Annotated in this window: 14 protein-coding genes; 6 read left to right on the plus strand and 8 right to left on the minus strand. The window is 72.0% G+C overall.

The genetic code is table 11. The annotated features are described in order from the left end of the window. The first annotated feature begins 116 nt into the window (after nucleotides 1–116). Both Q3W71_RS11040 and Q3W71_RS11045 read left to right on the plus strand, forming a co-directional pair. Nucleotides 117–965 (plus strand): ABC transporter ATP-binding protein, encoded by an 849-nt coding sequence (locus Q3W71_RS11040; protein WP_302919203.1) that lies wholly within the window; start codon nucleotides 117–119, stop codon nucleotides 963–965. Further along, nucleotides 962–1,807 carry an ABC transporter permease gene (locus Q3W71_RS11045; protein ID WP_302919204.1) on the plus strand — a complete coding sequence of 282 codons (846 nt, stop codon included), beginning with the start codon at nucleotides 962–964 and terminating at the stop codon, nucleotides 1,805–1,807. Before Q3W71_RS11040 ends, Q3W71_RS11045 begins: the two co-directional genes overlap by 4 nt. Nucleotides 1,808–1,840: 33 nt before the next feature. Here Q3W71_RS11045 and Q3W71_RS11050 read toward each other — a convergent pair whose 3' ends face one another. Next, a complete protein-coding gene (locus Q3W71_RS11050) occupies nucleotides 1,841–2,794 on the minus strand; it encodes a helix-turn-helix domain-containing protein (RefSeq protein ID WP_302919205.1) in 954 nt (317 codons plus the stop codon). A gap of 59 nt (nucleotides 2,795–2,853) precedes the next feature. Between Q3W71_RS11050 and Q3W71_RS11055 the strand changes: the two genes are divergently transcribed. Next, nucleotides 2,854–4,038 carry an MFS transporter gene (locus tag Q3W71_RS11055; protein WP_302919206.1) on the plus strand — a complete coding sequence of 395 codons (1,185 nt, stop codon included), beginning with the start codon at nucleotides 2,854–2,856 and terminating at the stop codon, nucleotides 4,036–4,038. A gap of 24 nt (nucleotides 4,039–4,062) precedes the next feature. On the opposite strand, the gene Q3W71_RS11060 is transcribed toward Q3W71_RS11055, so the two are convergent. Beyond that, nucleotides 4,063–4,911 carry a 3-hydroxyacyl-CoA dehydrogenase family protein gene (locus Q3W71_RS11060; protein ID WP_302919207.1) on the minus strand — a complete coding sequence of 283 codons (849 nt, stop codon included), beginning with the start codon at nucleotides 4,909–4,911 and terminating at the stop codon, nucleotides 4,063–4,065. 130 nt (nucleotides 4,912–5,041) lie between these two features. Next, nucleotides 5,042–6,484, minus strand: coding sequence for a UDP-N-acetylglucosamine 1-carboxyvinyltransferase (gene murA / locus Q3W71_RS11065; protein WP_302919208.1), 1,443 nt, complete (start codon nucleotides 6,482–6,484; stop codon nucleotides 5,042–5,044). Here murA and Q3W71_RS11070 point away from each other — a divergent pair. Genes Q3W71_RS11070 through Q3W71_RS11080 form a run of 3 tightly spaced genes read left to right on the plus strand, consistent with a single transcriptional unit; the run spans nucleotide 6,483 to nucleotide 8,669 of the window. Continuing rightward, nucleotides 6,483–7,055 (plus strand): cob(I)yrinic acid a,c-diamide adenosyltransferase, encoded by a 573-nt coding sequence (locus Q3W71_RS11070; protein WP_302919209.1) that lies wholly within the window; start codon nucleotides 6,483–6,485, stop codon nucleotides 7,053–7,055. The genes murA and Q3W71_RS11070 overlap by 2 nt on opposite strands. 32 nt (nucleotides 7,056–7,087) lie before the next feature. Then, nucleotides 7,088–7,480, plus strand: a complete 393-nt coding sequence (locus Q3W71_RS11075; RefSeq protein ID WP_302919210.1) for a VOC family protein — start codon at nucleotides 7,088–7,090, stop codon at nucleotides 7,478–7,480. 43 nt (nucleotides 7,481–7,523) lie between these two features. Further along, nucleotides 7,524–8,669 carry a DUF4241 domain-containing protein gene (locus Q3W71_RS11080; protein ID WP_302919211.1) on the plus strand — a complete coding sequence of 382 codons (1,146 nt, stop codon included), beginning with the start codon at nucleotides 7,524–7,526 and terminating at the stop codon, nucleotides 8,667–8,669. Between the two features lie 51 nt (nucleotides 8,670–8,720). Here the strand turns inward: Q3W71_RS11080 and Q3W71_RS11085 are convergent, their stop codons facing one another. The 5 genes from Q3W71_RS11085 to Q3W71_RS11105 form a co-directional block, all read right to left on the minus strand. Then, nucleotides 8,721–9,176, minus strand: a complete 456-nt coding sequence (locus Q3W71_RS11085; RefSeq protein WP_109900209.1) for a DUF2550 domain-containing protein — start codon at nucleotides 9,174–9,176, stop codon at nucleotides 8,721–8,723. 12 nt (nucleotides 9,177–9,188) lie between these two features. Beyond that, nucleotides 9,189–9,473 (minus strand): F0F1 ATP synthase subunit epsilon, encoded by a 285-nt coding sequence (locus Q3W71_RS11090; RefSeq protein WP_088992202.1) that lies wholly within the window; start codon nucleotides 9,471–9,473, stop codon nucleotides 9,189–9,191. A gap of 88 nt (nucleotides 9,474–9,561) precedes the next feature. Next, nucleotides 9,562–10,704, minus strand: a complete 1,143-nt coding sequence (locus Q3W71_RS11095; RefSeq protein ID WP_302919212.1) for an LCP family protein — start codon at nucleotides 10,702–10,704, stop codon at nucleotides 9,562–9,564. A 222-nt stretch (nucleotides 10,705–10,926) separates the two neighbouring features. Continuing rightward, the gene (gene atpD / locus Q3W71_RS11100) at nucleotides 10,927–12,366 is read right to left on the minus strand and encodes a F0F1 ATP synthase subunit beta (protein WP_302919213.1); all 1,440 of its coding nucleotides are present in this window, start codon (nucleotides 12,364–12,366) and stop codon (nucleotides 10,927–10,929) included. Next, nucleotides 12,366–13,295, minus strand: a complete 930-nt coding sequence (locus Q3W71_RS11105) for a F0F1 ATP synthase subunit gamma (protein WP_302919214.1) — start codon at nucleotides 13,293–13,295, stop codon at nucleotides 12,366–12,368. The genes atpD and Q3W71_RS11105 overlap by 1 nt, the downstream gene beginning before the upstream one ends. Nucleotides 13,296–13,300 lie beyond the last annotated feature (5 nt).

The raw sequence follows: 13,300 nt of genomic DNA on the forward strand, positions 1-13,300 counted from the left end.
TGTGGAAAACCACACAGCTCCATGGAGGGGACGTCCGGGTGCCAACCGCCCGGCATGGCGGCGACCGCCACACCCCGGCCGGCCGGCGTCGCCGGCCAGGTCGCACACTTGACGGCATGGATGACGAGCTCGCGATCTCCGTGCGAGGGCTGCGCAAGGCGTACGGGGACACCGTCGCGGTGGCGGGCGTCGACCTCGACGTGCGCCGGGGTGAGGTGTTCGCCCTGCTGGGCCCGAACGGCGCGGGCAAGACCACCACGGTGGAGATCCTGGAGGGCTTCCGGCGCCGCGACGCCGGCGAGGTCTCGGTGCTCGGCAGCGACCCGGCGCGGCCGGCCGCGGACTGGCGCTCCCGGGTGGGCATCGTGCTCCAGGGCACCGGCGAGTTCGACGAGCTGACCGTCGGCGAGGTGGTCCGGCACTTCGCCGGGTTCTACGCCGACGCCGACGACCCGGACAAGGTCGTCGAGCGGGTCGGCCTGGCCGGCAAGGCGAAGGCCCGGACGCACACCCTCTCCGGCGGCCAGAAGCGCCGGCTCGACGTGGCGCTCGGCATCGTCGGCCGGCCCGAGCTGCTCTTCCTGGACGAGCCGACCACCGGTTTCGACCCGGAGGCGCGGCGCGAGTTCTGGGAGCTGATCCGGGACCTGGCCGCGGCCGGCACCACCATCGTGCTGACCACCCACTACCTGGACGAGGCCGAGGCGCTGGCCGACCGGGTCGGGGTGATCGCGGGCGGCCGGCTGGTCGAGGTCGCCGCGCCGAACCGGCTGGGCAACCGCCAGGAGGCCCTGGCCACTGTCTCCTGGCGTACGCCGGAGGGGGCGCTGGAGAGCGTCGAGAGCGCGACGCCGACGGCGCTGGTGGCGGAGCTGGCCGCGCGCTTCGGCGGCGAGGTCCCCGGCCTCACGGTGACCCGGCCGACCCTGGAGGACATCTACCTCACGATGATCGGACACGCATGACCGCCACCATGAAGCCGGCCGCGCCGGCCGCCGCGGCACCGGCGCGGCGGCGGGGCCCGGTGGCCCTCGCGCTGCGACAGGGCCGGCTGGAGATCACCCAGTTCCTGCGCAGCCGGGAGTCCGTCGTGTTCACGATGGGCTTCCCGGTCATCATGATCCTGATCTTCGCGGCGATCTTCAGCGACGAGATCGCCCCCGGGGTCAGCTACACCCAGTACTTCATCACCGGCATGATCGCCACCGGCCTGATGACGGTGAGCTTCCAGAACCTCGGCATCTGGATCCCGATCGAGCGCGACCGGGGGGTGCTCAAGCGCTACCGGGGCACGCCGATGCCGAAGTGGGTGTGGTTCGCCGGCAAGGTGCTGATGGTGGTCGCCATCGGCGTCGCGGAGACGGTGCTGCTGCTCGCCGTCTCGGTGGCGCTGTTCGACCTGGACCTGCCCGGCACCGCCGCGAAGTGGCTGACCTTCGGTTGGGTGTCGGTGCTCGGCGTGACCGCCTGCACCCTCTGCGGCATCGCCATCTCGTCGCTGGCCCGCACCGCGCGCAGCGGTTCCGCCGTGGTCACCCCGGTGGCGCTGGTGCTCCAGTTCATCTCCGGGGTGTTCTTCGTCTTCACCCAGCTGCCCTCCTGGATGCAGCAGGTGGCGGCGCTCTTCCCGCTGAAGTGGATGTGCCAGGGGCTGCGCTCGGTCTTCCTGCCGGAGAGCTTCGGCGCGCAGGAACCGGCCGGATCGTTCGAGCTGGGGCGGGTCGCCCTGGTGCTCGCCGCGTGGTGCGTGGTCGGCCTGGTGCTCTGCCTGACCACCTTCCGCTGGACCACCAAGCGCGACGGCTGACCCGGCGGGGCGGGCCCGGCCGGGCGGCCCCGCTCAGCCGCCGGCGGCGAGCGCGTCGCCCAGTGGCGTACGCCAGTAGAGCACCTCGCGTCCGGACCGCCGCTTGCTGACGGCGCCGGCGTCCAGCAGCACCCGCAGGTGGTCGCTCACCGTGCCGAGGGACAGCCCGGTCACCACCACGAGCTGGGAGGTGCTCAGCGGGGTGTCCAGCCGGGCGAGGATGTCGGCCCGGTTCGCGCCGATCAGCCGGGCCAGCCCGTCGGGCGCCGGTGAGGTGGGATCGACCAGGATCCCGCGCGCCGGGTAGACCATCCCGAACCGGGTCGGCCTGTCCCAGACCACCCAGCCGCGCCGGCAGTGCGCCGGGAGGAAGAACAGCTGCTCGGCCGCGTGCAGCGACAGTGGCGGCTCCGGGTAGTCGTTGACCTGGAGCCGTCCGTCGCCCAGCCAGCCCATGTTGCGGTTGAGGTCGGCGAACACCCCGGCCCAGCCGCCCCTGCTCAACGCGGCGGTGCGGGCCACGATGTCCGCCCGCAGCCGGCGTTCCCGCTCCGGCCACTCCGGCTCGACGGTGTGCGTCCAGACCCAGTCGAGAAGGTCCACCACCTGCCCGACGAGACCGTCGGCCAGCAGCTCGGCGGCGAGCGGCTCCGGACGGGTGGCCCGCAGGTCGGCCCGGATCCGCTCGTCGGACAACCGACCGACGGCGGCCAGCTCCGCCGCGAACGTCGGTTCCGGCGAGGCGGGCGCGATGGTGAGGAAGTCCGCGACCCACCGGGGGTTGAACGACGCGGGCAGCAGCGCCCGGAGCACGGGCCGGTTGTCCAGCATCCGCCGGAACGCCTCGACGTGCGGCCCCCGCCAGGTCCGCTGCCAGGGCGTACGCGGGTCGTACAGCGCGCGCAGCGCGGCGACCGTGTCGACCATCGGCGAGACCGTGAAGCGGCTCCGCGCGAGCAGATCCGACGGCACCTGCCAGACGCCCACGTTTCGCCTCCAGACGTAACTCTACGAGATCCACCGCCACGTCCCACACGATCGTGCCCGTGAGAACGTACGCAGACCTGTTCGCGGTCCGGGAGTTCCGCAACCTGTTCCTGGCGAACTGTGCCGGGATCGCGGCGCACACGACGTCCTCGCTGGCGCTGGGCGCGTTGACCTACGCGTCGACCGGCTCGGCGCTGCTCACCGCCCTGAGCATGTTCGGCGCACCGCTCGCCGGCGTGCTCGGCAGCCTGACGTTGCTGTCGGCCGCGGACAGCGTGCCGCCCCGCCGGGCGCTCACCCTCGCCGCCGTGCTGGTCGCCGCCGGCGCGGCCCTGCAGGCCGTGCCGGGTCTGCCGCTGTGGGCCCGCTTCGCGATCATCTTCGCCGGCGCGTACGTCGGCTCGATCACCGGTGGGGCGAGGTGGGCGCTGCTCACCGACATCCTGCCGGCCGACTCCTACGTACTGGCCCGGGGCACCATGAACACGAGCGTCGGGGTGATGCAGATCGCCGGCTTCGGGCTGGCCGGCGCCCTGCTCGTCTGGCTGAGCCCGTACCAGGTGTTCCTGCTCGCCGCGGTGCTCCGGGCGGTGGCCGCCGCGGTGGGCTGGTTTGGGCTGTCGGAACGCCCGGCCCGGGCCACCGCCCGGACGACGGTCGGGCGCACGCTGCGGGTGAACCGGGAGCTGTGGGCGGATCCGGGCCGCCGGTCCCTGCTGCTCAACCTGTGGGTGCCGAACGGCCTGGTCGTCGGCTGCGAGGCGCTGTTCGTCCCCTACGCCGGGGACCGGGCCGGTTTCCTGTACGCCGCCGCGGCCCTCGGCATGCTGGCGGGCGACGTCGTGGTGGGGCGGTTCCTGCCGCCGGCCTGGCGGGACCGGCTGGTGCCCGCCCTGCGGCTGCTGCTCGCCGTGCCCTACCTGGCCTTCGCGCTGTCGCCGGCGCTGCCGCTGGCCATGCTCGTCGCGGTCGTCGCCTCGGCCGGCTTCGCCGCCGGGCTGCCGTTGCAGGAGCGGCTGATCGCCCACTCCCCGGCGCAGGCCCGGGGTCAGGTGCTCGGCCTGCACCACAACGGCATGCTGGCCGGGCAGGCGGTGTGCGCCGCGCTCGCCGGCGCGGTCGCGGACCTGGTCCCGGCGAGCTGGGCCGTCGCGCTGCTCGCCGCGGCGTCACTGGCGGCCACCCTGGTGCTCACCGCCGGGCTGCGGCGGACCGCCCCCGCGCCGGCGGGAGCGGTCCGCTGACGGCCGGGAGGCCGCCGCGCCCCGTCAGTAGGTGTAGAAACCCTTGCCGGTCTTGCGGCCCAGGTCGCCCGCGGTCACCATGCGCTGGAGCAGCTCCGGCGGGAAGAACTTCTCGTCAGCGGTGTCGGTGTAGATGTTCTTCGCGGCGTGCAGCAGCACGTCCACGCCGGTCAGGTCGGTGGTGGCCAGCGGGCCCATGGCGTGGCCGAAGCCGAGCCGGCACGCGGTGTCCAGGTCCTCCGCCGACACCACGCCGGACTCGACCAGCTTGACCGCCTCCATCACCAGCGCGGCGATCAGCCGGGTGGTGACGAAGCCGGCGATGTCCCGGTTGACCACGACCACCGTCTTGCCGATCTCCTCGGCGAACGTCCTCGCGGTGGCGAGCGTCCCGTCGCTGGTCTTGTAGCCGCGGACCAGCTCGCAGAGCTTCATCATCGGCACCGGCGAGAAGAAGTGCGTGCCGACCACTGCCTCGGGGCGCGCGGTGACCGCGGCGATCTGGGTGACCGGGATGGCCGAGGTGTTGGTGGCCAGTACCGCGTCCGACTTGCAGATCTTGTCCAGCGCCCGGAACACCTCGTGCTTGACGTCCAGCCGCTCGAAGACCGCCTCGACCACGATGTCGGCGTCGGCGGCCGCTTCCAGGTCGGTGGTCGGGGTGATCCGCCCCAGCGTCGCCTCGACCTCGGACGCCTCGATCTTGCCCTTCTCGGCGAACTTCTCCAGCGACTTCCGGATGCCGTCCAGGCCGCGCCGGGTGGCCGCGTCGTCCAGGTCCCGCAGCGTCACCTGCCAGCCCGCCTGCGCCGCCACCTGGGCGATCCCCGAGCCCATCAGCCCGGCCCCGACGACCGCGAGTCGACCCGCCATTGCTTACTCCCTCGCCCTGAATGAGTGTCTGTGGTGCACCCTAGTCATGACCGAACGCACCGAGCGCAGCGAGGGCCGTGAGGGCGTGACCAGCCAGTCCTGTCGGCGAGGCTGAACAACTGCTAAGGCCCTAGATGGTGACCGCCGGCTCCTCCGGCGCGACGCCCCGCTCCACCTCGACGCCGAGCGCCCGCAGGTCGGCCACGAAGTCCGGGTAGCCGCGGTCCACGTGGTGCACGTGGGAGACCTCGGTGACCCCGTCGGCGCAGAGCCCGGCGATGATCAGGCCGGCGCCGGCCCGGATGTCGGTGGCGCGTACCGGGGCGCCGGAGAGCCGCTCCCGGCCCCGGACCACGGCGTGGTGGCCGTCGGTCTTGATGTCCGCGCCGAGCCGCATCATCTCGTTGGCGAACATGAACCGCCCGTCGAAGATGTTCTCGGTGATCAGCGAGGCGCCGTCGCTGACCGCGGCCAGCCCGATCGCCATCGGCAGCAGGTCGGTGGCGAAGCCGGGGTACGGCAGGGTCACCACGTCCACCGCGTTCGGCCGGTCGTCCATCCGGACCCGGAAGGCGTCCGCCCGGGTCTCGACCAGGCCGCCCGCCGAGACCACCTTGTCCAGCGCGACCTCCAGGAACGCCGGATCCACCCCGGTCACTGTCACGTCGCCGCAGGTCATCGCCGCGCCGAAGGCCCAGGTGCCGGCGACGATCCGGTCCCCCACCGTGGCGTGCCGCACCGGGCGCAGCTCGGTCACACCCTCGATGTGCAGGGTCGAGGTGCCGGCACCGGAGATGTGCGCGCCCATCTGGTTGAGCATGGTGCAGATGTCGACGATCTCCGGTTCCCGGGCCGCGTTGTCGATCACGCTCGACCCGCGGGCCAGCACCGCCGCCATCACCAGGTTCTCGGTCGCCCCCACGCTGGGGAAGTCGAGCACGATGTCGGCCCCGTGCAGGCCGTGCGGCGCGGCGGCGATCACGAAGCCGTGTTCGCCGGAGATCTCGGCGCCCATCCGGGTCAGCCCGGAGATGTGCATGTCCAGGCCGCGGGAGCCGATCGCGTCACCGCCGGGGTGGGCCACCCGCACGTACCCGCGCCGGGCCAGCAGCGGGCCGAGCACGCAGATCGACGCGCGCAGCCGGCGGACCAGGTCGTAGTCGGCCTCCGTGCCCGGCTGGTCGGGCACGTCGATGGTGACCGACCGGGAGCGGGCGACCCCGCCGTGGGCGACCATCGGGTCGACCGGGTCGTCGGCGTCGAAGCGCACCGCGCAGCCGAGCCGGCGGAGCACCTCCCCCATGATCGCGATGTCGGTGATCCGGGGCACGTTGGTGATCACGCTGGGGCCCGGGGCGAGCAGCGCCGCCGCCATCAGCTTCAGAGCGGAGTTCTTGGCGCCCACCACGTGCACCGTGCCGGCCAGCCGGGCGCCGCCGTTCACCCGGATCACATCGACGTCGTTGACCGCGGGATCGCCCGCGTCGCCGGGGCCGACCCCGGCCGGCCAGCCGGCGGCGGTGTCCGGCCGCGCCGGGATCGTCAGGTCCGGTATCCGTAGGCTGTGCGTCATGGCCGTCCACCTCACGCGCATCTACACCAAGGCCGGCGACGCCGGCATGACCAGGCTGAGCAACAACGAGCAGGTGCCGAAGACCGATCCGCGGATCGCCGCGTACGCCGACGTCGACGAGTGCAACGCGGCGATCGGCGTGGCGCTGGCGCTGGGCCAGCTCGACGAGGAGCTGCGGGCGGTGCTCGCCGTCGTCCAGAACGACCTGTTCGACGTGGGCGCCGACCTGGCCACCCCGGTCGAACCGGATCCGAAGTACCCGCCGCTGCGGGTGACCGAGGAGTACGTCGAGCGCCTCGAGGGCTGGTGCGACGAGTACAACGCACGCCTGAGCAAGCTCGACTCCTTCATCCTCCCCGGCGGCACCGCGGGCGCGGCGCTGCTGCACGTGGCGCGGACGACCGCCCGGCGCGCCGAGCGTGCGGCGTGGGCCCTGGTCAGCCATGACTCCGAGCGGACCAGCACTCTCCCGGCCAAGTATCTCAACCGGCTCTCCGACTTGCTCTTCATCCTGGCAAGAACGGCAAATCCGAACGGAGATGTGCTATGGGTTCCCGGCGGTAGGCGCTGACCGGGCAACCGCCGGCGCCGCCCCTCCCCCGCGTGGGCGGGTTGCACCACGTCGAGATCTGGGTACCCGACCTGGCGGCCGCCCGCCGGAGCTGGGGCTGGCTCCTGGGTGAGCTGGGCTGGACGCCGTTCCAGGAGTGGCCGGCCGGCCGCTCCTGGCGGCTCGGCCCGACGTACCTGGTGCTGGAGGAGTCCCCCGCGCTCTCCGGGCGGCGGCACGACCGGCTCGCCCCGGGCCTCAACCACCTGGCCTTCCACGCCGGCCCGCCGGCGGCCGTGGACCGGCTGGTGGCGGCGGCACCGGCGCACGGCTGGACGCTGCTCTTCCCCGACCGCCACCCGCACGCCGGCGGGCCGGGGACCTACGCCGCCTACCTCACCGACAACCAGGGGTACGAGGTCGAGCTGGTCACCTCCGTCGACTAGGCCGGGGGCGGCGACGGCGGTGCGGCGTCGCTATGGTGCGCCGGTGACGAACACCCGAAACGTTGTGTACGCGGACGGCTGGGACGGGTCAGTCGTCAACCCGCTGAGCCGGGCGGAGGCCGAGGCCCGGGACGCGGCGGGCACGCCGTACGCGGTGCTGGTGCTGGCCGACGGCCGGCCGGAACACGTGCTGGCCGTGTCCTGGGGCGACGGCTACTGCGGCACCACCCGCTACGACCACCGGGGGCGGCGGGTGGCCACCGACGAGTGGCGCCGGACCCCCGACGGCGACCTGTTCCTGCGTTGCCGCCGCACCTGGCACGGCCCGGACGGCGTCGGCGAGCACGAGTTCCCGCACGTGGCGGCCCGGCGCCGCACGACGTACCGGCTGGACGGCCGCCGGCACGACATCGACGAGCCGCAGGGTGACCGGGGAGGCCGGCGGGACACCTCCCGGGTCGAGGCACCGCCCCGGACACCCCGGCCGGCCTTCGGACGCTGGCACGCGCTGCTCGGCCTGGACGGCGGTGTCCGGCTCGTCGAGACCGCCGGCCACGGGTTGCCCGTGACGTCGGAGGACGAACCGCCGTGGCGGCCGCCACGGCCGATGCCGCCCGGCGACCTCGAGAACCTGTTCATCGACGGCTCGACGCGGACCGTCGCCGGCGGCGCCGAGCGGGCCCGGCTCCAGGTGCGCCACGTGGGCGACCTCCGCCTGCCGTCCGGGCGGCTGGTCGCGGCCGACCCGGCGTGGCTGGAGCACGCCGCCGTCCCGTACACCGTCACCGTCCCGCCGGGCAGCTACCCGGTGACGCTCAGCCTGGCCCGGATCGGCGACGACCCGCGCCACGTCCGGGTGGCGGCCGCCCGGTTGGACGTCACCGACCGGCCGGTGCGCGGCTGGGAGATGGCGTTGCGACCCGGACAGGACCTGCTCGACCTGGGCCACGACGAGTTCTTCGGGTTCGGCGTGGACGCCGGGATGGCCTGCTTCGTGGACGCCGACGAGGTCGCCGGCCGGATCGACGCGTGGCGGACCCTCGGGCTCGGCGACGAGCCGTACCTGCGTGCCGGGGACGGCGGGACGGTGCTCTGGCTCAGTGGGTGGGGCGACGGCGCGTACCCGACCTGGGTCGGGCGGGATGCCGAGGGCCGGGTGGCCTGCTTCGTGGCGGACATGCTGCTCTGAGCCGGATCCGCTCCCGGCGCGGCGATCACCTGCCGTCGGGGGCGACCCCGGTCAGGCGGCGGGCCAGTCCTGCGAGGCCAGACGCGGCGAGACCGCCCCGGGTGGGGCGGCCTCGAGCCAGGAGAGGAATCCGGTGACGGTGGACCGCGCCATGGCGATCTCGACCGGAGCGTGGTGACTGGTACACCGGAGGATCACCCAGTCGGCGGGCATGGAGAGGCGCTCCTGCCCCTCGGGGAGGCGACGCCGCTCCACCGCGAGCCCCTTGCGCGACAGCACCCGCTTGGGACGCAGGGCGAAGCTGAACATCCGGTACCAGCGGAGTTCGTCGCCGACGAAGCGGCCGAAGCCGGGCGACCAGCCCCGGCCGTCGAGCATGGTGGAGACCCGGACGCTGAGTCGGATGATGCCACCGCTACGGGTGACCACCGCTCGCCGGACGAAGAGGATCAGCAGCGCGCCGAGGATCACGGCGATGCCGATTCCGATCCCTTCGACGATCTCCATCGACGGTACGGCTCAGCGGCTCTGCGCGGCGGAAACCGGGGTGGCGCTCTCGGCCAGGACGGTCACGCCCTCGGCGCTCACCGACAGGAAGCCGCCGGCCACCTCGTAGGAGACCTGCTCGCCGCCGGCGAGCTTGATGCGTACCTGCCCGGGCTCGGCGAGCTGACCGAGCAGCGGCGCGTGCCCCGGCAGCACACCCAGCTCACCCTCGGTCGTCCGGGCGACGACCATCTCGGCCTCGCCGGACCAGACCTTCTCCTCGACGGCTACGAGCTCGACGTGAAGCTGCTGTGCCACGCTGTCTCCTTGCTGCGGCGGCGGATTGTCGAAAGTCTAGTCCCGCCGCCGAAGCGCCCCCAAGGCGGGTGGCGAGAGCTACGCCACCCTACTTGGTCTTGTTCTGGAAGTCCGGGTGCTCCAGCAGGAACGCGTCCAGCTGCTCGTTGTGCAGCGCGGTGAAGAAGTCGTCCACCTCGGGCTTGAATGCCTCGCCGCGGTACTTGCCGTTCTCGATCACCCCGCCGCCGGGCAGCTTGACCATCTGGATCGTCTCCGGGCGGATGTTCTTCAGCGCGAGACCGAAGTCCACCACGCTGTGGCCGCGACCGTTGAAGATCAGCGACTGCCCGGCGGCCCGGAGCACCCGGTCCAGCTTGAGCGGGTTGGTCACCACGTCGGCGCTGAACGCCTGGCCGACCATGGCCTTGACGAACTGCTGCTGGTGGCGCTGCCGGCCGTAGTCGCCGTCCGGGACGCCGTTCTTCGGGTAGCGCTGCCGGACGTAGTCCAGCGCCTGCCAGCCCTTGAGGTGCTGGTTGCCCTTCTTGTAGACCGCCTGCGGCCCGATGTAGCCCTCGCCGTTCGGGTTGCCCTTGCGGTGCTTGCCGTCCGGCTCCCGGTGCTCGGAGCGCACCTCGCGCTCGATGTACATGTCGACGCCACCCATCGCGTCGACGATCTTCTGGAAGCCGGTGAAGTTGATGATCGCCCCGGCGTCGAAGCGCTTGATCCCGGTCACGTCCTGCACTGTCATCGCGAGCAGCTCGAAGCCGCGGGCGGCGTCCGGGTTCTGCCCCGGCACCCGGCTGCCGTACGACATGGCGGCGTTGAGCTTGTCGGTGCCCCCGTTGAAGTCGGCCTTGCTGAACTTGGGGATCTCCACGATGAGGTCGCGGGGCATGGAGAAGAGGTAGGCCCGGTCCATCGTGGCGGGCACGTGCAGCACCATGATCGAGTCGGCCAGCGGCGGCGTCTCCGGGTTGCGGGGATCGATGCCGACCAGCAGGATGTTCAGCGGGCCCTTGATGTCGCTCTTGCGCTCCTTGGCGCCGGCGGCCTGGTCGCCGAAGAGGTCGGCCTTGCCCACCGCGCCCTCGTAGCGGGCCATCAGCGCCTCGGTGCCGACCAGCACCGCCCCGCTGAGCAGCATCAGCACGGCGCCGAACACGGTGCAGACGCGGGCCCACCGCGGCACACCCGCCCAGATGGACGGCCGCTTGCCACCCTTGCCGGCCTTACCCACGATCATCTCCGTTCGTCACGCCCACGATCAGGAGACGGGCGCACCCAGCCGAATGGTTGCCATAGACCGACGCTCATCTCGGTGAGCGCGCGAACCGACGGTACCTCGCGTGCGGCACGATCGCCGAGCGCGGGAAACCGGCCAGCGGGCACGATACGGCGTGAAGATGAACAAAAGGCCGCCCCGGCATTGCCGGGGCGGCCTTTTTCTTGCTCACAACGGATGGGCTCAGCCCTCCGCCATCAGCTCCTTGGCCTTGCGCTCCAGGTCCTCCAGACCGCCGCACATGAAGAAGGCCTGCTCGGGGAAGTGGTCGTACTCGCCCTCGCTGATCTTGCGGAACGCCTCGATGGTCTCCTTGATCGGGACCGTCGAGCCCGGCACACCGGTGAACTGCTCCGCCGCGTAGGTGTTCTGCGACAGGAAGCGCTCGATCCGGCGGGCCCGGCCGACCGTGACCTTGTCCTCCTCGGAGAGCTCCTCGATACCGAGGATGGCGATGATGTCCTGCAGGTCCTTGTAGCGCTGCAGGATCCGCTTCACCTCGGTGGCGACCTGGAAGTGCTCCTGGCCGACGAACTCCGGGGCGAGGATCCGGGACGAGGACGCCAGCGGGTCCACGGCCGGGTAGATGCCCTTGTCGGAGATCGACCGCTCCAGGTTGGTGGTCGCGTCGAGGTGGGCGAACGTGGTGGCCGGAGCGGGGTCGGTGTAGTCGTCCGCCGGCACGTAGATCGCCTGCATCGAGGTGATGGCCTGGCCCCGGACGGAGGTGATCCGCTCCTGGAGTTCGCCCATCTCGTCGGCCAGGGTCGGCTGGTAGCCCACCGCGCTCGGCATGCGGCCGAGCAGGGTGGAGACCTCGGAGCCGGCCTGGGTGAAGCGGAAGATGTTGTCGATGAAGAGCAGCACCTCCTGCTTCTTCACGTCGCGGAAGTACTCCGCCATGGTCAGCGCGGAGAGGGCGACCCGCAGCCGGGTGCCCGGCGGCTCGTCCATCTGGCCGTAGACCAGCGCGGTCTTGTCGATGACGCCGGACTCGGTCATCTCGGCGATGAGGTCGTTGCCCTCACGGGTGCGCTCACCCACGCCGGCGAAGACCGAGGTACCACCGAAGTTCCGGGCGACCCGGGTGATCATCTCCTGGATGAGCACCGTCTTGCCCACGCCGGCGCCGCCGAACAGGCCGATCTTGCCACCCTTGACGTACGGGGCGAGCAGGTCGATGACCTTGATGCCGGTCTCCAGCATCTCGGTCTTCGGCTCCAGGTCCGCGAAGGCCGGGGCCTTGCGGTGGATGCTCCAGCGGTCGTCGGCCTGGAGCGTCTCGCCCTCGGTGAGGTTGAGGACCTCGCCGATCGCGTTGAACACGTGGCCCTTGACCGCGTCGCCCACCGGAACGGTGATCGGCGAGCCGGAGTCACGCACCTCCGCGCCGCGGACCAGGCCGTCGGTCGGCTGCATCGAGATGGCGCGGACCAGGTTGTCACCCAGGTGCTGGGCGACCTCCAGGGTCAGCGTCTTCTCGCCGCCGGAGAGCGTCACGTCGACGTGCAGGGCGTTGAACAGGTCCGGCATGGCGTCGCGCGGGAACTCGGCGTCGACGACCGGGCCGATGACCCGGACCACGCGACCCGTGGCCGTCTTGGTCTCTACTGGGGCAGTCATCACACTTCACTTCCCGACGCGGCAAGCGCGTTCGCGCCGCCGACGATCTCGCTGATCTCCTGGGTGATCCCGGCCTGGCGGGCCGAGTTCATCTCACGCGTGTACTTCTCGATCATCTCTTCCGCGTTGTCGGTGGCGCTCTTCATCGCCCGCCGCCGAGCCGCCGACTCGCTCGCCGCCGACTCGATCAACGCCGCGTAGATCCGCGTGTTGATGTACTTCGGCAGCAGCGCGTCGAGCAGCGCCTCCGCCTCCGGCTCGAACTCGTACGCCGGGAGCAGGCCCTCGGACCGCGGACGGTCCTCCACCTGCATCGGGCCGATGATCTTCGCGACCGGGGTCTGGGTCATCAGGGACTTGAACTCGGTGTAGACGATGTGCAGCTCGTCGATCCCGAGCACCCCGTCCGGGCCGGAGCCGCCGTCCACGTCGTCCGCGCCGGCCGAGAACGCCTTGATCAGCGTCTCGCCCACCTCGCGGGCGTCGGTGAACGACGGCTGCTCGCTGAAGCCCGTCCAGTTCGCCTCGATCGGCCGGTTGCGGAACCGGTAGAACGTCACGCCCTTGCGCCCGACCACGTAGAGCACCGGCTCCTTGCCGTCGGCCTTGAGCCGGGCGATCAGCGACTCAGCGGTCTTGATCGCGTTGGTGCTGTAACCGCCGGCCAGGCCCCGGTCGCTGGTGACCAGCAGGACGCCGGCCCGCCGCACCCGCGGGCGCGGGGTCAGCAGCGGGTGGTCGATCCGCGCGTTGGACGCCAGCGCCGTGAGCACGTTGGTGATGGCCTGGGCGTACGGCAGGGACGCCTCCACCCGGGCCTGGGCCTTGGCGATCCGGCTCGTCGCCACGAGCTCCATCGCCTTGGTGATCTTCTTCATCGACTTCGCCGAGCGGATCCGTTGACGAAGAACGCGAACCTGGGCCGCCATGGTCA

Origin of the sequence: Micromonospora sp. C28SCA-DRY-2, assembly GCF_030519475.1 — a bacterium.
Classification (GTDB): Bacteria; Actinomycetota; Actinomycetes; order Mycobacteriales; family Micromonosporaceae; genus Micromonospora.

Coding starts and splice junctions, on each gene's coding strand:
- atpD (WP_302919213.1), bottom strand. CDS start 12,366: ATGACTGCCCCAGTAGAGACCAAGACGGCCACGGGTCGCGTGGTCCGG.
- Q3W71_RS11040 (WP_302919203.1), top strand. CDS start 117: ATGGATGACGAGCTCGCGATCTCCGTGCGAGGGCTGCGCAAGGCGTAC.
- Q3W71_RS11085 (WP_109900209.1), bottom strand. CDS start 9,176: ATGGAGATCGTCGAAGGGATCGGAATCGGCATCGCCGTGATCCTCGGC.
- Q3W71_RS11045 (WP_302919204.1), top strand. CDS start 962: ATGACCGCCACCATGAAGCCGGCCGCGCCGGCCGCCGCGGCACCGGCG.
- Q3W71_RS11060 (WP_302919207.1), bottom strand. CDS start 4,911: ATGGCGGGTCGACTCGCGGTCGTCGGGGCCGGGCTGATGGGCTCGGGG.
- murA (WP_302919208.1), bottom strand. CDS start 6,484: ATGACGCACAGCCTACGGATACCGGACCTGACGATCCCGGCGCGGCCG.
- Q3W71_RS11095 (WP_302919212.1), bottom strand. CDS start 10,704: ATGATCGTGGGTAAGGCCGGCAAGGGTGGCAAGCGGCCGTCCATCTGG.
- Q3W71_RS11070 (WP_302919209.1), top strand. CDS start 6,483: ATGGCCGTCCACCTCACGCGCATCTACACCAAGGCCGGCGACGCCGGC.
- Q3W71_RS11105 (WP_302919214.1), bottom strand. CDS start 13,295: ATGGCGGCCCAGGTTCGCGTTCTTCGTCAACGGATCCGCTCGGCGAAG.